Origin of the sequence: Saccharopolyspora indica (assembly GCF_027853965.1) — a bacterium.
GTDB classification, from domain to species: domain Bacteria; phylum Actinomycetota; class Actinomycetes; order Mycobacteriales; family Pseudonocardiaceae; genus Saccharopolyspora; species Saccharopolyspora indica.
On the sequence record NZ_JAQGLB010000019.1, the window covers coordinates 115,797 to 141,001 of the forward strand.

Sequence of the window (25,205 nt, forward strand, 5' to 3'; positions counted from 1 at the left end):
TCAGCGGCTCTGGTTGCCGCTGCCGTTCTCCTGAGCCGGGTCCGAGCCCTCCTGGCGCGGGGCCTGCTCGGCCTGCTGCTCGCCGGACTCCGGCGTCGCCGGGTGCTCGGCCTGCTGCGGCCCGCGCTCCCAGGACGGCGTCCAGTTGTACTGCTGGCCACCGGAGTAGTTGGACGAGCCCGACGGCGTGGTCGCCGGGGTCCACCCGGGCGGCGCGCCGTAGTTCGGCGGCACCGCCTGCGGCGGCTGGCCGTACTGGCCGGGCTGCGGCTGCTGGATCTGCACCGTGCCCTGGTTGGCACCGGCACCGGCCGGCGTCGGCTCCTGCTGGCCCAGGGCCGGCGGGGCGCCGTTCTGGTTCACCGGTGCGGCGGGCGCCGGGGTCGGCTCCTCCTTGACCGGCGGCCACGGCTCGCCGCGCTCCTTGGCCAGCTCGCCGCGGGTCTTGATCGGCGGCTTGTCCGAGGGCGTGCGGCCACCGAAGTCGTTGAACGCGGTGATCCGGGGGCGCTTCTCCACGCTGGCGAAGATCCGCTCCAGGTCCTTGCGGTTCAGCGTCTCCTTGTCCAGCAGCTCCAGCACCAGCTCGTCGAGCACGTCGCGGTAGGTGCTGAGCACCTCCCACGCCTCGGTGTGCGCGGCCTCGATGAGGCGACGCACCTCCTCGTCGATCTCGTGCGCGACCTCGAGCGAGTAGTTCGGCTGCTGGCCGGCGGTGCGGCCCAGGAACGGGTCGCCCTCCTCCTTGCCGTACTTCACCGCGCCCAGGCGGGCGGTCATGCCGTACTCGGTGACCATCGCGCGGGCGATCTTGGTGGCCTGCTCGATGTCGCTGGAGGCACCGGTGGTGGGCTCGTGGAAGATCAGCTCCTCCGCGGAGCGGCCGCCCAGCGCGAACACCAGCCGGCCGATCATCTCCGAGCGGGTCATCATCTCCTTGTCGTCCTCGGGGACGACGAGGGCGTGCCCGCCGGTGCGACCGCGCGGCAGGATCGTCAGCTTGTAGACCGGCTCCAGGTCGGGCATCGCCCACGCGGCGAGCGCGTGCCCGCCCTCGTGGTAGGCGGTGATCTTCTTGTCCCGCTCCGAGATGATCTTGCTCTTGCGGCGCGGGCCGCCGACCACCCGGTCGACCGCTTCCTCCATGGCCGCGGCGGTGATCAGCTGGCCGTTCTCGCGCGCGGTGAGCAGCGCGGCCTCGTTGACCACGTTCTCCAGGTCGGCGCCGGAGAAGCCGACGGTGCGCTTGGCCAGGCTGTCCATGTCGACGTCCTGGGCCAGCGGCTTGCCCTTGGAGTGCACGCCCAGGATCGCGCGGCGGCCGCGCAGGTCCGGCGCGGACACCGGGATCTGCCGGTCGAAGCGGCCCGGGCGCAGCAGCGCCGGGTCCAGGATGTCCGGGCGGTTGGTGGCGGCGATCAGGATGATGCCGCCGCGCGAGTCGAAGCCGTCCATCTCGACCAGCAGCTGGTTGAGGGTCTGCTCCCGCTCGTCGTGCCCGCCACCGAGGCCGGCGCCGCGCTGGCGGCCGACCGCGTCGATCTCGTCGACGAAGATGATGCAGGGCGCGTTCTGCTTGGCCTGCTCGAACAGATCGCGCACCCGGGAGGCGCCGACACCGACGAACATCTCGACGAAGTCGGAACCGGAGATGGAGTAGAACGGCACTCCGGCCTCACCGGCGACCGCGCGCGCGAGCAGCGTCTTACCGGTGCCGGGCGGGCCGTAGAGCAGCACGCCCTTCGGGATCTTCGCGCCCAGCGCCTGGTAGCGGCCGGGGTTCTGCAGGAAGTCCTTGATCTCGTGCAGTTCCTCGACGGCCTCATCGGCGCCGGCGACGTCGGTGAACAGCGTCTTGGGCATGTCCTTGGTGAGCTGCTTGGCCTTGGACTTGCCGAAGTTCAGGACGCGGTTCCCGCCGCCCTGGACGTTGTTCATCATCCACATCAGCAGCAGCACGAGCAGGCCGATGGGCACCAGGTAGAACAGCATCTGCACCCAGAACGAGTCCTGGGAGACCTTGGTGTTCCACACCGGCACGTGCGCGTTGCGGATCTCGTCGACCACCTTGTCGGTGGCCCCCGCGGGGTACTGCGCGATCAGCTGGTTGCTGCCATCGAAGTTCTGGCCGTCATTAAGGGTCAGCCGGACCCGCTGCTCCTTGTCCTCGATGGTCGCTTCCTTGACCTTGCCCTGAGCGATCTGCTCGAGCGCCTGCGACGTGGAGACTTCGCGGTAGGCGCGCGTCTCGTCGAAGAGCACGTTGAAGGACAAGATCAACAGAAAAGCGATGAGGATCCACAGCAGCGGATTGCGGAGCAGGCGCTTTCGGTCCATTCACTTGCGGCCGACGGGCGGCCTCGACCCTCCCTGACTGTCACTTCGGGCGACGGCTGCTCGGCAGACACACTTCATCGTCGCCGTCAACCCCTTCAGACCAGCGTACCGGCCGATGTGCGGGCCCGACCACGCCGAACCCGACACAGGTTGAACAGCGTATCCGGTCGACCCGCCCGCGCGGGGCAGGAGGGTCGAACCGGGCACGCCCAACAGCCCGTCGGCGAATGCCGTCCGCGCTTGTGCAAGCGGCGGCAGCCGCTTTGAGCGGCTACGCAACGTAACCACCCGCGGGTTCTGAGAGGCTTCCTGGCGAGGACGGCCCCTCCGCCGTGTATTCGGTCATACATCAGGAGGGGCACCCGCAGTCCAGGGAGCCTCTCAGGTTCCGCTAAGCAACCACCCACGCAAAACAACCACCAACAGGCTCCTGCGCAGGCGTCAGACGCCCGACGTGTAGACCTTCGGATCGAGCGTGCCGATGTAAGGGAGGTCACGGTAGCGCTCGGCGTAGTCCAGGCCGTAGCCGACCACGAACTCGTTCGGGATGTCGAAGCCGACGTAGCGCACCGGCACGTCGACCTGCACCGCGTCCGGCTTGCGCAGCAGCGTGCACACCTCCAGCGAGGCGGGGTTGCGCGAGCTGAGGTTCTTCAACAGCCAGGACAGCGTCAGCCCGGAGTCGATGATGTCCTCGACGATCAGCACGTGCCTGCCCGCGATGTCGCGGTCCAGGTCCTTCAGGATCCGCACCACCCCGGAGGAGGAGGTCGACGAGCCGTACGAGCTGACCGCCATGAACTCCAGCTGGGCGGGCTGCGGCAGGGCCCGCGCGAAGTCGGTCATGAACATCACCGCGCCCTTGAGCACGCCCACCAGCAGCAGATCCCCCCCGGCCTGCTGGTAGTCCTCGTCGACCTGCTTGGCCAACTCGGTGACCTTGTCCTTGATCTGCTGCTCGCTGATGAGCACAGAAGCGATGTCGCCGTCGTACACGGCCCGGCTTCCCCTCGTCGTCGGATCTCCGGTGCTGCCCGCCCCGGTGTCGAACAAGCGCGTCGCCCGTCAGCCATTCGGCGGCTTGCGACCCGCCCCTTCGACTTGAAGCGTGCCATGCGCGCGGAAAAGCACAAAGTCACCCGGCAAGCTCGGCCCGCCCTGCCCGCGCCAGTCCGACACCAGCGCATCGGCGGCTCGCAGGTGCGCATCGGTCAGCTCCGGCACGCCCCGGTCGAGCAGCCACGCCTTCACCACCCGGCGCCGCAGCGCGGCCGGAATCTCCTTCAGCGCCAAGGCATCCAGCCCATCACCGGCCGCCACCCGGCGGCGCTCGGCGGCGGCCAGCGCGTCCAGCGCGTCGGCGTCCTCCCGCAGCTGCTGCGCGGTCCGGGCCAACGCCTCGTGAACGCCACCTTGCAGGACGGCTTCCATCAGCGGAAGAACTTCTGTGCGCAACCGCACACGGGTGAACCGGGCATCGGCGTTGTGCGGATCCCGCCAGGGCTCGATCCCGAGCTCCCGGCAAGCGGCCTCGGTGGTCTCCCGCCGCACGCCCAGGAACGGCCGCGCCCACGGCGGATCCACCGGCCGCATCCCCGAGATCGACCGCGCCCCCGAACCGCGCCCCAACCCGAGCAGCACGGTTTCGGCCTGGTCGTCGAGGGTGTGCCCGAGCAGGACGAGCGAACCGGGCGGGCACTTCTCGCGCAGCACCCGGTACCGCGCGCGACGCGCGGCGGCCTCAGGCCCCCCGACTCCCCCGACCTGCACTCTCACCACCTCGGCAACGGCGCCGAGCCCGGCGAGCTGCTGGGCCGCGCGAGCGGCGACGTCGGCGGAGCCGACCTGGAGCCCGTGATCCACCACGACAGCGCGCAGCGCGACGCCGGCGTGCCGGGCAGCGTGCGAGGCGGCAGCGGCGAGCGCCAGCGAGTCCGCGCCGCCGGAGCACGCGACGACCAGCGGAGCGCCCCGGAACGGCGCGGCCTCGGCGGAGCCGAGCAAGCGCCGGACGGCGCCGCGGACGGCGCTGACGGCGGGAGGCGGCGGCACGCCGCCATTCTCCCGCCACCCGGAAGCCCCGACGCACAGCATCCGCGCTCACACGTTCGAGCGAGGAGTGAAGGGCACCTTTCACCAACAAACTTGGCGAAAGGTGCCCTTCACCCCGGTATCGATCGGGGTGGCGGAAATGGTGAGGGGCACCTTTTAGCAAGTTACTTGCTAAAAGGTGCCCTTCACCGGGGTCAGCCGTGGATGCGGCGGATCCAGGTGTCGGGGGTGGAGATCTCGGCGCGGGTGGGCAGGTGGTCGGGGGAGGTCCAGATGGCGTTGAAGCCGGTCATGCCTACCTGGTCGACGACGTGGCGGGTGAAGGCCGCGCCCTGGGCGTACTGGCGGATCTTCGCGTCCACGCCGAGGAGGCTGCGCAGGATTCGGTCGAGGAGGCCGCCGCCCTTGCGGCGTTCGGTGAAGCGGCTGCGGATCGTCGCCACGCTCGGCACCACTCGCGGGCCCACCGCGTCCATCACGTGGTCCGCGTGGCCCTCCAGGAGGGTGGAGATGGCGATGATGCGGTCCAGCGCGAGGCGCTGTTGGGGCGTCTGCAGCAGTTCGATCACGCCGAGCATGCCCGGGCTGGAGTCGCCGGAGCGGGCCGCGCGGGCTTCCCGCAGGACCGTCGGCAGCCTGCTCAGCAGCTCACCGGTGGTGCCCTCCATCTCCGCGAGCAGGATGCCGAGGCTCTCGGCGAAGTGCTCGCGCAGCCACGGCACCGCGTTGAACTGCAGGCGGTGCGTGGATTCGTGCAGGCAGACCCACATCGAGAAGTCGTCGGCGGGCACGCCGAGAGAGCGCTGGGCCGCGACGATGTTCGGCGCGACCAGCAGCAGCTTGCCGCGCTGCCCGGCCACGCCGGACTCGCCGTACGGGTCGAACTGCCCCAGCACCTTGCCGCCGAGGTAGGCGAGCACGAGCCCGGCCTGCACCCCGGCGCTGCGCGAGCTCAGCCCGGTGAACAGGTCGTCGACGCGCTGCATCCGGGCATCGGCCGAGGACAGCGCGGCGTCGGTCAGGGCGGCCAGGCCGTGCGCCGCGCCGTGCACCCAGGCCGGCCGGTCCACGACGTCGCCCGCGATGATCGGCAGCTCCTGGCCGAGGCCGGTCACCTCGCGCACGTGGCTCTCGGCGTCGACGCTGAACCGCCGCAGCGCGCGAACCGCCCGCTCAGCCTCCGCTCGCGGCACCTCGGGGCCCGGCTTCATCAGCCGGACCGCGGTGGCGACGGCGACGTTCCAGTCCAGCGGCCGGTGCTCCCCCGCCGCGCCCGGCGTCGGCAGGGTGGAAGGTCGGGCGTTCACACGACCGACCGTACCCGCTGCCCGGTGCCCTGTCGCCGAACTCGGCGGCGGCGCTCAGCGGCAACCGCAGCTGTGCAGCGCTCCGGTGACGGCGTCCAGCGCCTTGCGGCCCTCGTCCGGCGTGCCCGAACCGTTGGACATCAGCGCGAACACCAGCAGCCTGCCGTCCTTCGTCACGACCGTGCCCGCCAGGCTGTTGACGCCGGTCAGCGTGCCGGTCTTCGCCCGCACCCAGCCGCGGCCGTCGCTGCTGCCGTAGCGCCCCTGCAGGCTGCCGCTGCCGCCCGCCACCGGCAGGCCGGTCAGCAGGCCCCGCAGCTTCGCCGCCTGCGGCGGCAGCCCGCCCTCCGGGCTGGCCTCCGTGGTCGCCGTGGTCAGCAGTTCCGCGAGCAGCTTGGGCGTGGCCCGGTCGTCGACCGACAGCCCGCTGCCGTCAGCCATCTCGGTGCCGCTGACGTCGAAGCCGTGGTCGGCCAGCACCTTGCGCACGGCCTGCCACGAGCCCTCGAACGACGGGAAGTGACCGGTCGCGATGGCCACCTCGTGCGCGAGCACCTCGGCGAGCATGTTGTCCGAGTGCAGCATCGCGATGTCGACCATCTCCTGCACCGTCGGCGACTGCACCTGGCCGAGGACCTCCCCGTTGCCCGGCGCCGAGACCTCCCCGCCCACCGTCGCGCCGAAAGCGTCGGCGAGCCGCTGCGCGGCCTGCCGCGCGGGCTGCTCGGTCCGCGGGCTGTACTCCTGGGTCGGGTCGTCGCGGCCGCCGTTGAGCATCACCGGCTCCATCGGCGCCATCATCCCGGCGCGCACGTCGCCCGGCAGCCAGCCCTTCGCCAGCTTCGGCGCCTGGTAGCGGCCGGTGTCGAGCTGCACCGAGGTCACGTTCCCGCCGGTCGCCTCCCGCACCTGCTGGATCAGGTCGTCGAACCGGGCGGCTCCCGGGTACACCGACTCCTTGCCGGGCGGCAGCGTGGACAGCGTCACGTCACCGCCGCCGACCAGGACGACGCTGCCCGGCTCGTTGCCGCGCACCACCTTGGTGGTCAGCCGCTGGTCGTGGTCGAGGACGAGCAGCGCTGCGCTCATGGCGAGCAGCTTGCCGGTCGACGCCGGGAGCAGGGCCTGGTCCGGGGTCTGCGACCACAGCACCTGCCCGGTCCGGGCGTCCCGCACGGTCCCGGCGAGGGTGCCCAGCGCGGGGTTGCTCAGCGGGCCGGCCAGGACCGCCTCGACCCCGGACGGCGTGGGCTGCGGCGCGTCCTGGGCCAGCGGCTTGATCGACGGGTCGAGCCGGACGGGCGGCGGCGGATCCTCGATCTGCGCCTGCATCAGCAGCTGCGGCCCGAAGCCGATGCCCGCGGCGAGCAGCACGACGACCGCCGCGGCGACGGCGATGAGCCCCTTGCGGCTCCGCTTCGCCGGCGCGGCGGGCTGCGCCTGCCCGACGTGCTGCGGCTGAGCCCGCCCGGCGAAGTCATCCGAGGTGGCCGCGTGCGGCGGCTCGATGCGCGCGGGCTGCGCCCGCAATCCGGCGAAGTCCTCCGGTGCGGCCACCGGAGGAGGGCCCTGCGGCGGTTTGGCGTGCGGCGCGGTGAGCCCGGCGAAGTCGTCGGGCGACGCGGTCGGCGCGGACAAGCCGGGGAAATCGCCTGGCGACGCGGTCGGCGCGTCCAGCCCGGCGGCCTCCCCCGGCGACGCGGCCGGGGCCGCCAGACCGGCGAAGTCGGCCGGTGACGCCGGGCGCGGGGCGCTGAAGTCCGGGCGGGCGAACTGCTGGGTCCGCTCGGCGGGCGCGACCGGCGGCACCACCGGGATGCGCTGCGTCGCCGGGCCCGGATCGGCGGGTTTCCGCAGCTCGGCGAGGTCGGAGAGCTCGAGCCGGGTGGTGCGCTCCACCTCGGTCTCGGCGGGCACCTTGGCGATCAGCTGGGTGCTCTCGGCAGGCCGCTCCTCGGGGGCGGCGGGAACCCGCGGCATCTGCTGCGTGCTGTCGACCCGCTCGACCTCGGCGGCCTCGACGCGGCCGATCGTCTGCGTCTGCTCGACGGCGGCCGGTGGCGGCGCGTCGGTGATCGGCTTGAACTGCTGGGTCTGCTCGACAGCGGTCGGCGGCGGGACGACGGGCCCGGTCGGGCCGTCCTCCGCATCGTCGTCCGGCTCCGGCTCCTCGGCGGCTTCCTCCGCCGGAGCCGCGTCGTCGGCGGGCCAGGACACCGGCTGCTCATCGGCGCTGTCCGACGGCGCCTGCTCGGCAGGCTTCTCATCAGCGGGAACAACGCTCACCGAAACGGTCTCGGCCGCGTCGTCGGCAGCGGCGTCCGACTTCTCGTCGACGTCCTGCTCGCTCGCGTCCTCCGGCGGAGCCTGCTCGTCGGCCTTCTCTGCCGAGGGCTCGTCAGCAGCGCTCTCGGCGACACCGTCCGCCTGCTCACCAGCGGAATCAATGCTCGTCGCGGCTTCGGCGACGCTCTCCTCAGCAGCGTCCGGCTGCTCGACGGCTTCCGCGTCGGTCGCCGACTCATCGCTCGTCGAGTCGGCCTCATCGGCGTCCGGCTGATCGACGGCGCTGCCCGGCGAAGCCTCTGCGTCGGGCTGCTCACCAGCAGAAACATCGCTCGCCGCAGCGCCATCGTCGGTCGCCGACTCGTCGTCGGCGGCCTCGGAGCTCTCGGCGGGCTGCTCCTCTTCGGGAGCGGCATCGGGTGCCGGTTCATCGCCAGAGTCCGCAGCGTCACCGGACCCCGCAGCGTCACCGGAGACCGCAGCATCACCAGACTCCGCAGCGTCACCAGACTCCACGGCGGCCTGCGGCGGCTCCTCGGCGCGCTCCGGTTCCGCACCGCCGACATCGACGGTGCCGGTGACGCGCCCGGTCACCGTGCGGCCCTCAGCGCTGTCGTCCTGGTCGGCAGCGGAAGCCGGGGCTTCGGCGGGCTCGTCCTCGCCCTGATCAGCGGATTCGGCCGGGCTCGGCTCTTCCGCCGAGTCGGCGGCGCCGTCCTGATCGGCAGGCTCCGGGTCTTCCGGAGTCCCCTGCTCCGCGGAGTCGCTCTCCGATTCCTCGGCAGCACCCTGACCAGCGCCGTCCGCCGCTTCGCCATCGGTCGGCTCGGCGGGAGCTTCCGCGTCGGCGGGCTCCGCAGCCTCGTCCTCGGCGTCCGGGAGGTTGCCCGCGACGCGCTTCGAGGCGCTCGCGTCCTCGCGCTCGGCGGTCTGCGACCGAGCGGTCTCGGGCTCGTCCCCGACGGTCTGCAACCGGGTGGTCTCCCGCTCGGCCTCGACGGTCTGGAGCCGGGTCGTTTCCGCCTCCGGCTCGGCCAGCGCACCCGACACGCGCTTCGACACCGCGGCTGTGCGCTTCGTCTCAGCTCCGTCCGCCTGCTCGGCGGCTTCCGCGGTGCGATCGGGTTCTGGTGGGGTGGTGTCCGACGCCTCCGGGGCGGGGGCTTCCGCAGGTCGGTTCGGCGATGACGCAGCGGTTGGGCTTGGGCTCTCGTTGTCCGACGACGACGCCCGAGCGCCGGTTTCGGCCACCTCACCCCGGTTGTTCTGGGGTTCGGGCACGTGCTCCTCCTCGACGGATCGCCAGCCTGCCAGATTGCGAGCTCCCGCACTGCGGTGGGGCTCGGTGCGCTGCCGTGGTCCACACTAGACGTGGCCGCGCACCGGAGCGGGCGGCTGCATCCGACGCAAGACGAGTGAGGAACCGCGTGGACTTCGACGTCACGATCGAGATCCCCAAGGGGAACCGGAACAAGTACGAGGTGGACCACGAGACGGGGCGGATCCGCCTCGACCGCACGCTGTTCACCGCCACCCAGTACCCGGCCGACTACGGGTTCATCGAGGACACCCTCGGCGAGGACGGCGACCCGTTGGACGCGCTGGTGCTGGTCCAGGAGCCGACCTTCCCGGGCTGCCTGATCAAGTCGCGCGCCATCGGCATGTTCCGGATGCGGGACGAGAAGGGCGGCGACGACAAGGTCATCTGCGTGCCCTCGGACGACCCGCGCCAGGAGCACCTCCGCGACATCCACCACCTCTCCGAGTTCTACCGGCTGGAGATCCAGCACTTCTTCGAGGTGTACAAGGACCTGGAACCGGGCAAGAGCGTGGAAGGCGCGACCTGGGTCGGCCGCACGGAGGCCGAAGAGGAGATCAAGCGCTCGTACGAGCGGCTCAAGGAGCAGGGTCACTGAAACCCGGCCCGCAAAACGAGCCCTCCCCGCTTCGCGCGAGGGAGGGCTTTGTTTTGCCCCGAGGTTGTCCACAACCCTGGGGATAACTCGTCCCGCCTGTGGACAACTCTGTGGAATCCCTCTCAGCGCGGCCTCGGCACCTGCCCGAGCGGCGTGCCGTCGACCCGGCGCAGCACCACCACCGGAACCGTCGAAGCGTGCTTCCCGCTGCCCGGCGTGAACCGCTCGCGCTCCGGGCGCCGCTGGTAGAACCAGGCCAGTTCGGTCCGCGCCCGGGCCACCGCCCGGCGCCGGAGCAGGTACCTGCGGGCTCCGGGCACGGCGAGCACCAGCCCCACCGCGACCACTGCCATCGACCACAACATCGCGTTCCCTCCCGTCGCGGAGGGAAATGCGCGAGCAGCCGGGTCATGATGCCGCCCGGCAGCACTCCACCCGTTCGGCCCAGCGCCGGTTCACGCGTTCAGCCCAGTCGAATACCCGAATTCCGGGGCATTTCCGGCAAAGCGCCACGTCTGATCCACTGTGGACAGCCAGGAAGCGGCGATGGCCCTCGCGGGGTCGCGAGGGCCATCGAGTCTTCGCTCGGGGGTGCTACCGGCGTCGGCCGGTCCGACACCGCGCCCGCCGATCGGGCAGCGCGGGTTTCGGGGCCGCCCTGGGCACTGCGGGCGTTCCGGCGCGGGCGGAGGCGCCCGGTCCGCCGCGGTGGATCAGCTGCCGAGCTGGTTGACGCCGCCGAGCGGGCCGTGGGCGAGCAGGTCGTTGACCTTCTCGCCGGTACCGGCCGGGAGGACGTCCGGGGTCGCGCGGCCGACCGGCACGGCCTGCGGCAGGCCACCGGTCAGGTCGCTGGCCACGCCGGTGATGCCTTCAGCGGCGCCCAGCAGGTCGCCGGTGCGGCCCAGCGGGGTCGTGCCGACCACGCCGTTGACGGTCTCGCCGACCACGTTCACGTCCTGCGCGGGCAGCTGCGCGGGCTTGGTCTGCGGGCCGCTCGGCTGGAGCTGGTCCAGCGTCGGGGCGACGCCGGTCGGCAGCATCTGGTCCACGCCGCTGCGGCCCGCGGGCAGGGTCTGCCCGGCCGGGACGACGTTGCCGACCGGCAGGCCGCCGAGGGTCTTGCCCGCGAGGTTGCCGACCACGTCGCCCTGCGTCAGCCCGGCCAGGGCGCCACCGGCGAGGCCGCCGACCTGGTCGCCGCTGCGACCGGAGAGCTGCTTGCCCAGCGGAACCACGTCGCCGACGGTCTGCTGCGCGGAGTGCAGCGTGCCCGCGGCGTGGAACGCGGTCTGCGCGAGGTTGTTGTCCGTGGGCAGTTCGGCGGGCAGCTGCGGGGTTTCGGCGTTCGCGGCGCCGGCGAAGCCAACGGCACCGGCACCGCTGACCAGAACTGCGGCCGCGGCCGTAAGGGTGCGCTTCATCGCAATGCTCCTCTCTGCACAGGCCGACTTCCTGTGTCCGCGGCGGAGATTACGGAAGGATCAACCTCCACTATTCAGCGATCACGCAAGTGGGAAATGTAAACACCGAGTGACCGAATCACCGTTCAAGTGCCCCACTTTCGAGCGATATGGCGTGACCGCGACTACTGGCCGGGCGCGTCGGTCGCTGCCGACGGCAACCGCCGCACCTGCTCGGCCCGCAGCGCGTCCACCGCATCGGCGAACTCCGCGTACGCCTCGCGCTCGCCGTCGAACCGGCGGTACCGGCCGACCCGCAGCTCCACCGATTCGTACTCCCGCTCCAGGGCGTCCGCGGTCTGCCGCAACGCCTGCGCGCGATCCCGGTACTTGGCGTACCCGGCGAAGGCCGCGGCCACCGCGACCAGCAGGCTCAGCACCGCCGCCACCCAGCGAACGTCCACAACGGACATGGCGGTCGCGGTCACCGCGGCGGCCACTATCGAACCGCCCACCACCACGGTCTGCAGGGCGTTGTCCTTCCACCGGTCGCGCCGGGCCTCGCCGCGGTAGCGCTCGATCAGCTCGGGGAGCTGCGCGCGGTAGCGCTTGTGCGCGGCCAGCAGATCCCCGTCGCCCAGTTCGTCCAGCAGGTGCTCGCGGTAGCCGTGCTCCAGCGCACGCAGTTCTGACTCCACCGCGCGAACCCTAAAGTGCTGCCGGTAGACGAACTTCGCCGACACCGCGGCCGAGGCGACCGCCAGCGCGAACACCACCGCGGCCGGGGCGGCGATGCCCCATAACGCCAGCGCGACCACTCCGAGCACGACCAGCAGCAGGTTTCCGGGCACGGCCCAGAGCAGCAGCAACCGCTGGACCATCCGGTTGCGGTAGAGCTGCTCGGAACGCTCGGCGATCCGTCGGTCCCAGTCCGCGGGCCGGTGCTCTCCGGAGAGCACCCCGCCGCCGACGATGCCGGCTGTGTCCACTCGCTCCATCACTATCCTTCCAGCGCGTTGATGCGATCGAAGTAGCTCCCGGAGCACCACGACAATCGGCCAGGAGGGTGATGGAATCTTCGGCCTTCCGGACCACTTCCGGCTGCGCCGGGTGATCGCCGCTGGGCTCGCAGGTCGATCGCCGCGCGATACTCCGCAGTGATAACAGCGGGTGGCGCGATCTCCGGCGGCGCGACCGGCTCCGGGCCTGCCACTGTGGCAGCGCCCGCCGCGCACCGCGCAACCGGGTCCGGCGGATCAGCCGAGCAATTCGGCGTCGCGCTCGGCGTAGAACCGCACCGGATCGACGGGCACGCCCGCGACGTCCAGCTGGAAGTGCAGGTGCGGTCCGGTGGATTCGCCGCGATCGCCCATCGTCGCGATCACCTCACCGGCCCGCACGGATTGCCCGACCGCCACGAATCCGGCGTCGATGTGGCCGTAGGTGGAAATGACGTCGTGCGGGTGCTCGATCCTGATCCACAGGCCGTATCCGCTCGCCGGGCCGAAATCGATGACGACTCCCGCCGAAGCGGCCCGGATCGGCGTTCCCACCTCGTTGGCCACGTCGACGCCGTGGTGCACCGATCCCCACCGCTCGCCGAAGCCGCTGCTGATCTCGCCCTCGGTCGGCGCCACCCACTCCTCGTCCGGCGCAGGCCGCGGAGCAGCGAAGTACGCCGCGGGGGCGGTGCGCGCGGCGGGCGCGGGGACGGCGGCGGACAGGTCGGTGGCGACACCGCCGACGCTGACCGCGAACAGGACGGTGAGACCGCCGAGCGCGGTCCTCTCTGGAATTGCCATCGGATTCCACTCCTCCCGCCATCCGCCGCACCGGGCGGTGGCCGGGCTGAATTGGCGCTGGCGCCGAATTCCGTTTCGATCCGGCGCGGGGCAGCCCGGGGAGATTCCAGCCGAGGAGCTCCGGCGGTGCATTCCGGAATGGCCCGATGGCATGACCCACTCCGTTTTCCGGGACTCGTCCGGACGACTCCGGAAGTCCGCCACAAGAAAGCGCCGCGAACACCGAGAGTCCACAGTGGTCGCGATTATCGGTGAACCGGACCGGCCCGGAATCCGAAGACCGTTCCACTCCTCACGGACGGTGCCGACCGGACGCGAGAACCCGGATTCACCCCGCTGCCTCGCCGAAACTCACCGGATCGAGCTAACTGCTCCGGCCCGCTCCAGCAGTCGATCACGTGAGCGCGCGATATCCGCCGGTTCCACTCGAACGAGTGACTAAGCAAGGCGGCTGCTACTGCGAGCGATCACTCTCCCGCTCGAACCGCCGCAGCCGCCTGCCGGCGACCCGGTCCCCGGCCTCGGCCATCGCGCGGACGTCCGCCACCCTGCCGAACCGGAGCAGCTGAGCGATCCGCTCGGAGTGAGCGCTCCACCCGAGCTCGGGATCGAGCTCCGCGGCCGCCAGCTCCGCGAGCCCGGCATCGACCTCACCCCGGCGGAGGTGCAGCTGCGCCAGCCACAACCGGGCGCTCGGGAACTCATCGGCCTCGGCGCGCAGCTGGTCGACGCGATCGGTGCGGAACAGCAGCTCCATCAACGTCGTGAACGCGCGACCGTCACCGTCCCGCGCCAAGATCCGCAGGTCGTCGAGGCGATCCCCGTCCACCAGGATCTCGATCAACCGGATGAAGGCGCACCGATCGCCGTCCCCGAAACCGAGTTCGCGCAACCGCACCTCATCGCCGGCGGCTTCGAGCTGATCCATCACCCGCGCACAGGAGGAAGCCGCCTCGGACGTGCCGTGAACGTCGTACCGATGAGCGGCCCCGTAGTACGACCACCCTGCCCACTGATCGGCATCATCGGCGCAGTAGCGGCGCTGCGACACGTTCCCCTCCCGAAGCCGGTGCCACCACGATACGCACGCACCTGCACCAGAACTTCAGCCGAGCCGGGGACGTTCCGCCTGCACAGTGACCGTGAGCGTTTTGTGGGGCTATAACACCACAAAACGCTCACGGCACCTGACCAGCAACGGCGGAACCGATAGCAGTGGTGAGAGCGTCACTCCGCCGGTTCGACGAACTGGACGTCGAGCTGGATCTTGACGACGTCGCCCAGGATCGCCTCGCCCGCGCCGAAGCCGATGCCGAAGTCGCTGCGCCGGATCTGCCCGGTCGCCTCGAACCCGGCGTGCCTGCTGCCGTCGAAGACGTCCTCGACGCCGCCGAACTCCACGGCGAAGCTGATCTGCCGGGTCACCTCGCCGATGGTGAGCTCGCCGTCGAGGGTCCAGTCCTCGCCGTCGCCGCGGATGCCGGTGGAGCGGAAGGACATGGTGGGGCGCTTCTCGACGTCGAGCATGTCATTGGCGAGCACGTGCGCATCGCGGTCGGCGTTGCCGGTGTCGATGGAGGCGAGCTCGACGGTCGCGGTGATCGCGCTGTCCGCCAGCGACTCCCCGACGACGAGTTCGGCGTCGAACGCGGTGAACCGGCCGCGCACCTTCGACACCCCGAGGTGCCGGATCGCGAAGCCGACCGAGGAGTGCAACGAGTCGAGCGCCCAGCGGCCGGCGATGAGCGGGAGTGCATTGGTTCGAGTGGTCATGCCGGAAACACTGCTGCTCCGGCCCGGCGCCGGGGAGACCGCGCGGAGACTGGTCCTCCCAGGGACACCCTCCGCCCAGCAGGACGCGCTAGGTTCGAGCCGTGCGCGAGAACCAGTTCGGCGACTTCCTGCGGGCCCGCCGCGAAGCGGTGCAGCCCGCGGACGTGGGGCTGCCCACCGGGCAGCGGCGGCGCACGCCCGGGTTGCGGCGGTCCGAGCTGGCCATGCTGGCCGGGATCAGCGTCGAGTACCTGACCAGGCTCGAGCAGGGCCGCGACCGCCACCCGTCGGCGGAGGTGCTGTCCGCGCTGGTCGGAGCGCTGCAGCTGTCGGTGTCCGACCGCGAGCAGCTGTGGGTGATCCTCGGCCACAACAAGCCGTCCGCGCTGTGCCCGAGCGTGGCCGAACCGCCGGTGCAGCAGGTGCGGCCGGGCGTGCGAGCGGTACTCGACCGCCTCGAACCGAGCCCCGCGCTGGTGATCAACCGCATCGGCGACGTGCTCGCCCGCACCGCCGGCTACCAGCGGCTGGCGGGCCCGCTCGGCGTCCTGGACGGCGAGCCGCCGAACCTGCCGCGCTACCTGTTCACCGATCCCCGCGCCCGCGACGCGCACCCGGACTGGCCGCTGCTCGCGGACGCGCAGGCCAACCACCTCAAGCTCGGCTCCCACGAGCAGGACCCGCACTCGATGCAGCTGGTCGCGGAGCTGTCCGCGGTCGGCGCCGAGTTCACCGACCGGTTCCGCAGGTCGCCCACCCCGGCGCTGCGCTCCGGGAAGGAGCGGTGGGTGCACCCGGAGGTCGGCGAGCTGCTGCTGGACTTCGAGATCATGGACCTGGCCGACCTGGACTCCCAGCGCCTGGTCGTCTACGTCCCGGGCGACGACGTGACCGCCCTGGCGCTCGACCGCCTCAACGGCCGCCACCCCGGAGCGCTGCGCGCCGTCTCAGGCTGAGCTGACCGAAACCTCCAGCACGCCGGGGACGGCGGCGAACACCTCTCGGACGCAGTCGGCGAGCTCGTCGCGGGTGTGCGCGCCCTCGCGCTGCAACCACAGTTCGAGTGCGCGGTGGAACGCGGCGATCGCCAGGTCCATGGCCAGCCGCGCGCGCAGGTCGACCTGGTCGGACAGGTCGAACCGCGCCCGCAGCACGTCGACGGCCTCGTTGGTGGTCCGCTCGCAGAACTGCTTGCCGTGCGCGTCGATGGACGGCATCCCGGCGGCGATCCGCCTGCTCAGCAGCAGCCGGTGCGCCCAGTCCTCGCCGGGCATCCCGGACAACGCGCTGAGCAGGGTCTCCTGCAGCACTTCGACCAGGGAGCGGCTGCCGGGCTCGCGCGATCCGAGGTCCGCGACGAAGGCCGTCCACATGTCCTCGACCGGGGCCAGCGCCACGTCCTCCTTGCCGCCGAAGTAGCGGAAGAACGTGGTCTTCGAGACCTCGACCGCCTCGCACAGCTCGTCGAGCGTGGTGCCGTCGAAGCCCTGCTCGGCGAACTTCGCCAGCGCGGTGTCGATCAAGGCCTGCCGGGTGCGCTGCTTCTTGCGCTCGCGCAGCGAGGCGGGTGGTGAGGTGCTCATCACAAACAGTTTACCGCACACCGAACGTGACTCATAAACTTTCGGCACTCAGTAACATTTTCTCTCCGGAGGTTCCCGTGCGCGCACTCCTCGTCGACCGCTCCACCCCCAGCGGACTCCGCCTCGGCGAAGCCCCGATGCCCGAGCCCGCGCCGAACCAAGCCCTGGTCAGGGTGGCCGCGACCTCCCTCAACTACGGCGAGGTCAAGGTGGGCATCGAGCAGGCCCCGGAGGGAACCGTGCTCGGCTGGGACGCGGCAGGCGTGATCGAGCGCCCTGCCGCCGACGGCTCCGGCCCGGCTGCGGGAACACCGGTCATCACGCTCGCCGCGGACGGCGGCTGGGCCGAGTACCGCGCCGTGGACACCGACCTGATCGGCATCGTGCCGCCGGAAGCGGACCTCGGCGCCATCAGCACGATCCCGGTGGCCGGAGCCACGGCCTTGCGCGCGCTGCACCGCGTCGGCCCGATCCTCGGCAAGAAGCTGCTGATCACCGGCGCCACCGGCGGAACGGGCCGCTACGCCGTGCAGCTCGCCAAGATGGGCGGCGCGCACATCACCGCGTCGACCGGGAACCCGGCCGCGCACGCGGAGAGCCTGCACGCGCTCGGCGCGCACCGAGTGGTCTCCGAACCGTCCGAATCCGGCATCGTGGACGGCGTGCTCGACATGGTCGGCGGCCCCCAGCTGGTCGCGGCCCACGACCGGCTCGCCGAGAACGGCACGCTGGTCGCGATCGGGCATTCCACGGCCGAGGGCGAGCACTTCCCGCACGGCGCCATGTACGGCAACGAAGGCAGGCACAACCGCACGATCGCCACGTTCTTCCTGCTCGGCTGCCAGAACCTCGCCCCGGACCTGACCTGGCTGGCGGAACGGGTCGCGGCGGGCGACCTCGACCCGCAGATCTCCTGGCGCGGTTCCTGGGACCGCGCCCCGGAGGCGATCGAGTCGCTCCTCGGCCGAACCCTGCACGGCAAGGCGGTCCTGGACATCGCCTGACTCCGAGAATCGCCCGGCGCAGAAACGGTTTTCCCGCGGCTTCGAACGTCCCGTAGGTTGTGGGCATGGCCAGGAAGATCGTGGTGATCGGCGGCGGAATCGTCGGATCGTCGATCGCGGCACTGCTGCCCGACGACGTCTCGGTGACGGTGCTGGACCGAGGACCGGTCGGACCGCTGGCGGGTTCGACCGGCCTCGCGCCCGGTTTCGTGGGACTGCTCAACGAGGTCCCGGTGCTGACCGAGCTGGCCCGCGCGAGCGCCGAGCTCTACGACGACCTGGAGCTGGACGGCACGCGGGGCTTCGAGCGGATCGGCGGCGTGGAGGTCGCGGGAAGCCCGGAAGCGGCGGAGAAGCTGACGGCGAGGGCCGAACTCGCAGCCGCAGCGGGCCTCCCGCACCGCCTGCTCGACGCGGCCGAAGCGGTGGCCCTGGCACCGGGCCTGATCAACCCCGAGCACTGCCACCGAGGCCTGCACCTCACCTCGGACGGCGCGGCCCGCCCCGACATCCTCACCGCAGCCCTGCGAAAGCGCAGCAACGCCCGGTTCGTCCAGGACGCCGCGGTCGTCGGCATCGAGCTGAGCGGAAACCGCGCCACGGCGGTCCGCACCGAAACCGAGACGTACCCGGCCGACGACGTGGTGCTGGCAGGCGGAATCTGGGGCCCGCAGATCGCGGCGCTGGTCGACGTGCAGCTGCCGCTGACGGCCTTCGCCCACCCGTACGTCTACGGCCCCGAAGGCGCTTCTGCGCCGACCGCACCGTTCGTGCGCTGGCCGGAGCACCAGGTCTACGTCCGCCACCACGGCGGCCGCCTCGGCCTGGGCACCTACAACCACGCGATCCAGCCGGTCCCGCAGGACGACCTCGGCACCAGCGCGGAGAAGCCGTGGCCGGGAGAGGTGTTCGACGAAGCGGTGCACCGCGCGATGCGCCTGCTGCCAACGCCGTTCGACCCGGCGGAACGCCTCAACGGCATGTTCGCCGTCACCCCGGACAACCTCCCCTTCCTCGGCCCGATCCCGAGCGTCGAAGGCCTCTGGTCGGCAGTGGCGATCTGGGTGACCTCAGCAGGAGGAGCGGCCCAAGCCCTCGTCGACCAGCTCCTCGACAAGACCCCTCGCTTCCCGGACCTGAACACCCTCGCCCCAACCCGCTTCGAAGGCCAAAACCCGAAGCACCTCCAAACCCGAGCCCACCACCTCTACAACGACACCTACGCCAGCCTCTGACGCAGCAACCCGCAAGCGCCCAGCAACGCACTCACGACCCCGCAGGCGCCTCACCCGAGCAGGGAGCCTGGTCAATTTCGTACGAAATTGACGTTCACCCGGGTGACGGTCAATTTCGTACGAAATTGACCGCCACCTGGGCGGATCCGGCGGGACGGCTGCTCGATCGGCGTAACCGGGGCGAACTCAGGTCGATGAGAGCAGCCGGTGGCGGCCGGTGCACTCCTCTTGCTCTGGTGGCCAGGCGATGGGTTCTGGTGGTTGGTGGAGGGGCATTTCGGGAGGTCGGGGCTCGGCGGCTATCGCGTCGACGAGTTGCCACACCATCACCGTTCCCGGGCCTGCGTGCGCGTGTTGGCCGTTTCCGCTTCGCAGCGGTAGTAGGGCGATGATTGCGGCGAGGACCGCGATCGCGCTGAGTGCGATCAGGGCGTTGGTCGGTGTTTGCATCAGGGTGAGAACCGGTGTCATCACTGCGCACCTGCCTTGTTCGCGGCTTCTGCTGCGTCGCGGCGGCTTCGGGCCTCGTCCCAGCACGGGCCGCAGGTCGGGGCTAGCCAGTCGAGGTCGGTCGGCTTGAAGATGGTCACCGTTGTGCCGCACAGGGTTTCGCGTTCCTGACCGGGGTACGGCGGCTCGGTCGGCAGCAACCCGTGCCGCACGCCGTCGACCGGCCGCCAGTACGCGACCAAACCCGCTGGCTGGAACATGTCGTGCATCGCTTCTCCTTGGTGTCGAAGGGAAAGCGGTGGCCCCGGCTGTCGGGGAGGAGGCAAACACCGGAGCCACCGCCAGGCGGTGACCGACCGTGCTGATATCGTCACCGACAGCAGCAACGCTAGCGAAGGTTTTGGTTATATAGCCACCCTGTAAACCCAAAGGTGTGATCAGGAGGAGTCCGAGCATGCCGCCAATCTCCCCAACAGTCGCTTGCTGGGCGCTGGGACGCCGACTTCGGGAAATCCGCGAGGAAATCGGCCTGACCAGCGGCGCAGCGTCCAAGGTCATCGGCGTAACCTCCGCCTACTTGTCCGAGACCGAGCACGGCAAGAAGACGCTCGTCCTGGAGAAGCTCGACACTCTTATGGCTGAGTACGGCGTCGAAGACGCTGAGGCTCAGGAGCTGCGAACTTTGCGGGAGCAGGCCGTTCAGCGCGGCTGGTGGGGCAAGTACTCCGGCATCTTCGGAAACGATCTGCTTCGATTCTTCGGTTTCGAGCACGGCGCGGAATCAGTGCAGGCATACGACAGCGGCCTCATGAACGGCCTGCTGCAGACCGAGGACTACGCACGAGCGATCAGCGACGCAAGCACCGGAAATCTTCGAATGGCCGAGGTCGATCGCCGAATCACCTGCCGGATGACCAGGCAGCTGAGACTCACCGGGGACGATCCGCTCCGGTTCAACGCCGTCATGTCAGAAGCCGTGCTGCGCCAAGAAATCGGCGGGCCAGAAGTACTCAGAACTCAACTTGAGCACCTTCTGACTCTCATCGACGACCTGCCCGACACCCTGGATCTGCGCGTCGTCCCGTTTTCTTCCAGGGGACACGAAGCCTTGGGCGGATCCGCCTTCTACCTCATGACCTTCCCGAACGGCCGATTGCCCACCGTGCTCTGGCAGGAGACCGTGACGTCAACGCAGCTGATCATTGATCCCATGACCGTCCGGGAGTACTCCATCGCTCACAAGACCGCCGTCCAGGCAGCACTCAGCCGCGAGGAATCCCGTTCACTCATCAAGAAGATCTCGACAGAGCTACCGCGGTAGATACAGTTGGAACATGAGCAGTTTCCGCGCTTCCCGAAGCTTAGACGAGGCCCACTGGCGGAAGTCCAGTCGCAGCGCCAGCAACGCCCACTGCGTCGAGGTCGCGGTGACCACGAGTGCGGTCGGCGTGCGCGACACCAAAGACCGCAACGGCGGCACGCTCGCGTTCACCCCCGAGCAGTGGGCGTCGTTCACGTCTCGCCTTCAGCAGAGCTGAGATCACTCAGACCCCGACTGTTCCGTCGGTGGCTTCTCGGATGAGGTCTGCGTGGCCGTTGTGGCGGGCGTATTCGTGGATCATGTGGAGCATCACCGCTCGCAGGGAGACCTCTGCGTTCCAGCGGGCGCTGTGCACCGTCACGTCCAACGATTCCGCCGCCAGCTCGATGCGGCGGGCGTGCTCCACCTCCGCCTGCCAGGCCTTGAACGCTTCGTCGCGGTCGGCGTCGCTCGCGTCGTACGCCTCCTGGAAGTCGCCCGCGTTCGACCAGACCAGCGGGAGGTCGTGCTCGCCGTCGATGGTTCGGCGGAACCACGCTCGCTCCACCTCCGCCATGTGCCGGACCAGGCCGAGCAGCGTCAGCGACGTCGTCGGGACCGACTGGCGGCGGAGGTCGTCGTCGGCGAGCCCCTCGCACTTCATCGCCAGCGTGGCGCGGTGGAAGTCCAGGTGTGCTCGCAGGAGCTCGCGCTCCGAGCCGGTGGTGGGCGGGCTGACTCTCTCCACGGTGTTCCTCTGATCTCCGGTGATCTACCGCTTCCACCGTACGACGAGCTGGTGCGCTGATCCGCCGGTTCGTGCGCAACGGTGCCCGGACCGTTGCGCACGAACTCGATCAGGCCGCGGCGAGCACTGCGCGCAGGCTGGCCGCGGTGGTGGAGACGTCGATGCCCACCGACCAGGCCGTTCCCGCGCTGGTCCGGTACTCCAGGTAGGTCGCCGCGCGGGCTGAGCGGCCCGGCTCGATCGACTGCTGGACGAGGTTGACGATCTCCACCTCTCGGCCGTGCTGCGCCAGCATCAGCACCAGGGCCGACACCGCTCCTTCCGCCGTCACCTCGTGCGTCGTGGTCTCGCCGTTCGTGCGCAACGTCGCCGTGAGGCGGTCGCCGGACGGCCCGTGCTCGACCGACCACCCGACCAGCTCCGCCGCCGGTTCGGGGTGCTCCAGGTAGGCGGCGGAGAACAGCTTCCACAGCGTGTCCGCGTCGACCTCGGTGCCGGTCTCGTCGGTGTGCCGCTGGACCACGCGGGCGAATTCGGCCTGCAACCCGCGCGGCAGCTCCAGGCCGTGCTCGGTGCGCATCAGGTATGCGATGCCGCCCTTGCCCGACTGGCTGTTGACCCGGATCACCGCCTCGTAGTCCCGGCCCACGTCGTGCGGGTCGATCGGCAGGTACGGGACTTCCCATCGGGCCAGGGATTCCGGGACATCGGCTTCCTTGGCCCGGACCGCGTGGCGCTGGAAGCCCTTGCGGATCGCGTCCTGGTGCGTGCCGGAGAAGGCCGTGTAGACGTACTCGCCGGCGTACGGGTGCCGTTCGTGGACGCCGATCCTGTTGCAGTGCACGACGGTGTCGCGGATCGCGTCGATGTCCGAGAAATCGATCATCGGATCGACGCCCTGCGAGTACAGGTTCAGCGCGAGCGTCACCAGGTCGACGTTCCCGGTCCGCTCGCCGTTGCCGAACAGGCAGCCCTCGACGCGTTGCGCGCCCGCGAGCACCGCCAGCTCGGCGCAGGCCACGCCGGTTCCCCGGTCGTTGTGCGGGTGCACCGAGAGGATCACGTCCTCGCGGCGGTCGAGGTTCTTGCTCGCGTGCTCGATCTGGTCCGCGTAGACGTTCGGCGTCGCCACCTCGACCGTCGCGGGCAGGTTGATGATGACCGGCCGGTCGGGGCAGGCGTCCCACAGGTCGATCATCGTGTTGCACACCTCGAGCGCGAAGTCCGGCTCGGTCAGGTTGAAGACCTCGGGCGAGAACTCGTACCTGATGCCGGGCCGGTCGCCACCGCAGCGCAGCACGTCCGCACCGGCGCGGCGGATCAGCTCGCGCAGCTCGTCGCGTTCGGTGCGGAGCACGGCCTCGCGCCACAGCGGCGCGGTCGGGGTGTACATGTGGACGACGACGCGGTCCAGGCCGGCGATCGACTCGAAGGTGCGCTCGATGAGGTCCCGCCGGGCCGGGGTGAACACCACGACCGTGACGTCCTCGGGCACCAGCCGGGATTCGGCCAGCAGGCGGACGAAGTCGAAGTCGGTCTGCGAGGCCGACGGGTAACCGACCTCGATCTCCTTGTAGCCGATGGAGACCATCAGCTCGAAGAAGCGCCGCTTGCGGGCCGGATCCATCGGTTCGGCCAGGGCCTGGTTGCCGTCGCGCAGGTCGACGGGCACCCACAGCGGGGCCTGCGTGATCCGGTTCCGCGGCCACTCCCGGTCGATCTCGGCGACGGGCACCCGGTCGAAGGCGCTCCGGTAGCGGTGGTGGGGCATTCCCGATGGCTGCTGCGGATTCCAGTGGTGGGAGGTCATTTCGCCTTCCGCGTTCGTGAGACGGGTCGCCACCGGCGCACGACTCCACCCCGCAGCAGGGGGCGCCGGTGCGATCAACCCCTGCTGCGGCGGATAAGGCCGCGAGCTCCGAACCACATGATCGGCAACGTACAATAGATCAGGTCCTCAGACAACCCGATAACTTTGGAGGCAGTCGTGTCGCTGCGGCGCTACCCGCTGTCGGAGCAGGCCACCGAGGCGATGTTGCAGCGCATCGCCGACGGCGACTGGCCGGTGGGCGGGAAGATCCCCAGCGAGACGGCACTCGCCGCGGAGTTCGGCGTGGGGCGCTCGACGGTCCGCGAAGCGGTGCGCGAGCTCGCCGGCCGCGGCGTGCTCGAACCGCGGCACGGCTCGGGCGTGTACGTGATCCGCACCGAACCGGTCGAGGACTGGCCGAGCACGGTCCGCGAGGCGGTGATCTCGGAGGTCGTGGAGGGACGCATCGCGGTGGAGGTGGAAGCCGCCCGGCTGGCCGCGACCAAGCGCACCGCCGCCGACCTGGCCGCGATCGACCGGGCCATCTCGCGACGGTCGGAACTCGGGGACGGCACGCCGGAGGAGTTCGTCGACGCGGACATCGCGTTCCACCGAGCGGTGGTCGACGCCGCGCACAACACGATCATCACGGGCTTGTTCGACTCGCTGACCGAGCGGGTCCGCGAAGCGATGCTGGACGTGCTGGCCCTGCTGCCGGAACCGCGGCCGGTGGATCATGCCGAGCACCGCGAGGTCGTCGCAGCCATCGCCGACGGCGACCCCGAACGAGCAGCCCGGACCGCCCGCGCCCACCTCGAACAGCTGCTCACCCACGTCGCGCCCAGGAGGCCGTGAGCGCACCCGAATTCCGTTGCACGCTCACGAGATCCGGTTACGGTGAGCGGATGATCCTCCGCCACGTGACCATCGACTGCGCCGATCCGCACCAGCTCGCCTCCTTCTGGAGCGAGGTGACCGGCTGGCCGCTCGGCGACGACGACTTCCCGGGCGATCCCGAAGTGCTGGTGGTCGCACCGGAGCCGCAGCCGGGCATGCTGTTCATCCGGGTTCCCGAGGGCAAGCAGGTCAAGAACCGCATCCACTTCGACTGGATGCCCACCGAGCGCAGCCGGGACGAGGAGGTCGAGCGCATCCTCGCCCTCGGCGCGACCCTGCACGAGGACCACCGGAAGCCGGACGGCCTCGGCTGGGTCACCCTCCTGGACCCCGAGTCCAACGAGTTCTGCATCGAGCGCAGCGCCGCCGAGCGCAACATCTGAACGCACCCGTTCAGATGTTGCGCGGTGAAGGGCACCTTTAGGCAAGTTACTTGCTAAAAGGTGCCCTTCACCTCTCCCCTAGTCGTGGGTGCGCTCGGCCAGTGCGGCGAGTTGGGCGGCGACCGTGCCCCAGCCTTCGGCGAAGCCGAGCTCTTCGTGGCGGGCGCGGGCTTGCGGGTCGCCGTGGCGGACGACGATGCGGTAGTCGGTGCCGTCCGGGTGCTCGGCGAAGGTGATCGTGGCGGTCATCGTGATCGGTGCGGAGCTCGCCGGGCGCCACGAGCTGTCGACCGCGGTGGTGAACACGATCCGCTCCAGCTCGTCGACGACGAGGAAGCACGCGTCCAGGTGCGGGACGAACTGCTCGCCGTCCTCGCTCATCCGCGTCACGAACGCGCCACCTGGCCGGACTTCGAGCTGGTCGACCCGGCAGCGCATCGGCGCCGGGATCCACCACTGCGCTAGCCGGGCCGGATCGGTCCACGCGTTCCACACGGTCGAGCGCGGGGCGCGGATGATCCGCTCCAGGCCGAGATCGAGGTCGGGATTCATGCGTTGTCCTCCTGGGTGACGAACTGCTCGAGGCGGTCGGTGCGCTCTTCCCAGATGCGGCGCTGCTCGGCGAGCCAGTCGTCGACGAGGGCGAGTCGCTCGCGGCGGAGCTCGCAGGTGCGCACCCGGCCGGACTTGACCGTGCGGATGAGCCCGTTCGACTCGAGCGTCCGCACGTGCTTCATGAACGACGGCAGGGTCATCGGGAACTCGCGCGCGAGGTCGCCGACGCTCATCGGCCCGTGCCCGAGGCGCCGCACGACAGCGCGCCTGGTCGGGTCGGCGAGCGCGACGAACACGCCGTCCAGCTGCGCCGAATACTGTGCCATGAGGCTAAGTATTGCTCGCCGAAACACTTAGCGCAAGA

General features: G+C 70.5%; 26 protein-coding genes. 8 read left to right on the forward strand and 18 right to left on the reverse strand.

Going from position 1 to position 25,205, the window contains the following annotated elements; genetic code table 11:
- From ftsH to dacB, 5 genes are all read right to left on the reverse strand, one after another.
- Positions 1–2,337, reverse strand: coding sequence for an ATP-dependent zinc metalloprotease FtsH (gene ftsH, locus OU416_RS31435; RefSeq protein WP_270930680.1), 2,337 nt, complete (start codon positions 2,335–2,337; stop codon positions 1–3).
- Positions 2,338–2,778: 441 nt separating this feature from the next.
- On the reverse strand, positions 2,779–3,333 hold the full coding sequence (hpt, locus tag OU416_RS31440; RefSeq protein WP_270930746.1) for a hypoxanthine phosphoribosyltransferase: 555 nt from the start codon (positions 3,331–3,333) through the stop codon (positions 2,779–2,781).
- Positions 3,334–3,402: 69 nt separating this feature from the next.
- A complete protein-coding gene (gene tilS / locus OU416_RS31445) occupies positions 3,403–4,389 on the reverse strand; it encodes a tRNA lysidine(34) synthetase TilS (RefSeq protein WP_270930681.1) in 987 nt (328 codons plus the stop codon).
- A gap of 194 nt (positions 4,390–4,583) precedes the next feature.
- Positions 4,584–5,696 carry a zinc-dependent metalloprotease gene (locus OU416_RS31450; RefSeq protein ID WP_270930682.1) on the reverse strand — a complete coding sequence of 371 codons (1,113 nt, stop codon included), beginning with the start codon at positions 5,694–5,696 and terminating at the stop codon, positions 4,584–4,586.
- Positions 5,697–5,750: 54 nt separating this feature from the next.
- The gene (gene dacB / locus OU416_RS31455) at positions 5,751–9,263 is read right to left on the reverse strand and encodes a D-alanyl-D-alanine carboxypeptidase/D-alanyl-D-alanine endopeptidase (protein ID WP_270930683.1); all 3,513 of its coding nucleotides are present in this window, start codon (positions 9,261–9,263) and stop codon (positions 5,751–5,753) included.
- Between the two features lie 146 nt (positions 9,264–9,409).
- Here dacB and OU416_RS31460 point away from each other — a divergent pair, with 146 nt between their 5' ends.
- Positions 9,410–9,898, forward strand: coding sequence for an inorganic diphosphatase (locus OU416_RS31460; protein WP_093156441.1), 489 nt, complete (start codon positions 9,410–9,412; stop codon positions 9,896–9,898).
- A gap of 122 nt (positions 9,899–10,020) precedes the next feature.
- Here OU416_RS31460 and OU416_RS31465 read toward each other — a convergent pair whose 3' ends face one another.
- The 6 genes from OU416_RS31465 to OU416_RS31490 all read right to left on the reverse strand — a co-directional run bounded on the left by OU416_RS31465 (position 10,021) and on the right by OU416_RS31490 (position 14,876).
- Positions 10,021–10,263 carry a hypothetical protein gene (locus OU416_RS31465; protein WP_270930684.1) on the reverse strand — a complete coding sequence of 81 codons (243 nt, stop codon included), beginning with the start codon at positions 10,261–10,263 and terminating at the stop codon, positions 10,021–10,023.
- 348 nt (positions 10,264–10,611) lie between these two features.
- Positions 10,612–11,322: a hypothetical protein gene (locus OU416_RS31470; RefSeq protein WP_270930685.1), complete on the reverse strand. Its 711-nt coding sequence runs from the start codon at positions 11,320–11,322 to the stop codon at positions 10,612–10,614.
- 164 nt (positions 11,323–11,486) lie between these two features.
- Positions 11,487–12,299, reverse strand: coding sequence for a DUF4231 domain-containing protein (locus OU416_RS31475; protein WP_270930686.1), 813 nt, complete (start codon positions 12,297–12,299; stop codon positions 11,487–11,489).
- 258 nt (positions 12,300–12,557) lie between these two features.
- Entirely contained in the window at positions 12,558–13,103 is a 546-nt protein-coding gene (locus OU416_RS31480; protein ID WP_270930687.1) for a M23 family metallopeptidase, read from the reverse strand.
- 454 nt (positions 13,104–13,557) lie between these two features.
- A complete protein-coding gene (locus OU416_RS31485) occupies positions 13,558–14,034 on the reverse strand; it encodes a hypothetical protein (RefSeq protein ID WP_270930688.1) in 477 nt (158 codons plus the stop codon).
- 296 nt (positions 14,035–14,330) lie between these two features.
- Positions 14,331–14,876: a YceI family protein gene (locus OU416_RS31490; protein ID WP_270930689.1), complete on the reverse strand. Its 546-nt coding sequence runs from the start codon at positions 14,874–14,876 to the stop codon at positions 14,331–14,333.
- A 101-nt stretch (positions 14,877–14,977) separates the two neighbouring features.
- Between OU416_RS31490 and OU416_RS31495 the strand changes: the two genes are divergently transcribed.
- Positions 14,978–15,832, forward strand: a complete 855-nt coding sequence (locus OU416_RS31495; RefSeq protein WP_270930690.1) for a helix-turn-helix domain-containing protein — start codon at positions 14,978–14,980, stop codon at positions 15,830–15,832.
- Here OU416_RS31495 and OU416_RS31500 read toward each other — a convergent pair.
- Positions 15,824–16,459: a TetR/AcrR family transcriptional regulator gene (locus OU416_RS31500; protein WP_270930691.1), complete on the reverse strand. Its 636-nt coding sequence runs from the start codon at positions 16,457–16,459 to the stop codon at positions 15,824–15,826. The two genes, OU416_RS31495 and OU416_RS31500, sit on opposite strands and share 9 nt — an antisense overlap.
- Positions 16,460–16,536: 77 nt before the next feature.
- On the opposite strand from OU416_RS31500, the gene OU416_RS31505 reads away from it, so the two are divergent.
- Positions 16,537–17,463, forward strand: coding sequence for a zinc-binding dehydrogenase (locus OU416_RS31505; protein WP_270930692.1), 927 nt, complete (start codon positions 16,537–16,539; stop codon positions 17,461–17,463).
- A 65-nt stretch (positions 17,464–17,528) separates the two neighbouring features.
- A complete protein-coding gene (locus OU416_RS31510; protein ID WP_270930693.1) occupies positions 17,529–18,698 on the forward strand; it encodes an NAD(P)/FAD-dependent oxidoreductase in 1,170 nt (389 codons plus the stop codon).
- Positions 18,699–18,884: 186 nt separating this feature from the next.
- Here OU416_RS31510 and OU416_RS31515 read toward each other — a convergent pair whose 3' ends face one another.
- Both OU416_RS31515 and OU416_RS31520 read right to left on the reverse strand, forming a co-directional pair.
- A complete protein-coding gene (locus OU416_RS31515) occupies positions 18,885–19,169 on the reverse strand; it encodes a hypothetical protein (protein WP_270930694.1) in 285 nt (94 codons plus the stop codon).
- Entirely contained in the window at positions 19,169–19,417 is a 249-nt protein-coding gene (locus OU416_RS31520) for a zinc finger protein (RefSeq protein ID WP_270930695.1), read from the reverse strand. The genes OU416_RS31515 and OU416_RS31520 overlap by 1 nt, the downstream gene beginning before the upstream one ends.
- 185 nt (positions 19,418–19,602) lie before the next feature.
- Here OU416_RS31520 and OU416_RS31525 point away from each other — a divergent pair, with 185 nt between their 5' ends.
- Positions 19,603–20,469 carry a helix-turn-helix domain-containing protein gene (locus OU416_RS31525; protein ID WP_270930696.1) on the forward strand — a complete coding sequence of 289 codons (867 nt, stop codon included), beginning with the start codon at positions 19,603–19,605 and terminating at the stop codon, positions 20,467–20,469.
- Between the two features lie 13 nt (positions 20,470–20,482).
- On the forward strand, positions 20,483–20,686 hold the full coding sequence (locus tag OU416_RS31530; protein ID WP_270930697.1) for a DUF397 domain-containing protein: 204 nt from the start codon (positions 20,483–20,485) through the stop codon (positions 20,684–20,686).
- 6 nt (positions 20,687–20,692) lie between these two features.
- On the opposite strand, the gene OU416_RS31535 is transcribed toward OU416_RS31530, so the two are convergent.
- Together OU416_RS31535 and OU416_RS31540 are read right to left on the reverse strand one after the other, a co-directional pair.
- Entirely contained in the window at positions 20,693–21,196 is a 504-nt protein-coding gene (locus OU416_RS31535) for a DinB family protein (RefSeq protein ID WP_270930698.1), read from the reverse strand.
- A 109-nt stretch (positions 21,197–21,305) separates the two neighbouring features.
- Positions 21,306–23,006 (reverse strand): 2-isopropylmalate synthase, encoded by a 1,701-nt coding sequence (locus tag OU416_RS31540; RefSeq protein WP_270930699.1) that lies wholly within the window; start codon positions 23,004–23,006, stop codon positions 21,306–21,308.
- Positions 23,007–23,183: 177 nt separating this feature from the next.
- Between OU416_RS31540 and OU416_RS31545 the strand changes: the two genes are divergently transcribed.
- Both OU416_RS31545 and OU416_RS31550 read left to right on the forward strand, forming a co-directional pair.
- Positions 23,184–23,861, forward strand: coding sequence for a FadR/GntR family transcriptional regulator (locus OU416_RS31545; RefSeq protein ID WP_270930700.1), 678 nt, complete (start codon positions 23,184–23,186; stop codon positions 23,859–23,861).
- A 50-nt stretch (positions 23,862–23,911) separates the two neighbouring features.
- Positions 23,912–24,286, forward strand: coding sequence for a VOC family protein (locus tag OU416_RS31550; protein WP_270930701.1), 375 nt, complete (start codon positions 23,912–23,914; stop codon positions 24,284–24,286).
- A 78-nt stretch (positions 24,287–24,364) separates the two neighbouring features.
- Here OU416_RS31550 and OU416_RS31555 read toward each other — a convergent pair whose 3' ends face one another.
- Positions 24,365–24,838: an SRPBCC family protein gene (locus OU416_RS31555; RefSeq protein ID WP_270930702.1), complete on the reverse strand. Its 474-nt coding sequence runs from the start codon at positions 24,836–24,838 to the stop codon at positions 24,365–24,367.
- The gene (locus OU416_RS31560; RefSeq protein ID WP_270930703.1) at positions 24,835–25,167 is read right to left on the reverse strand and encodes an ArsR/SmtB family transcription factor; all 333 of its coding nucleotides are present in this window, start codon (positions 25,165–25,167) and stop codon (positions 24,835–24,837) included. The genes OU416_RS31555 and OU416_RS31560 overlap by 4 nt, the downstream gene beginning before the upstream one ends.
- Positions 25,168–25,205 lie beyond the last annotated feature (38 nt).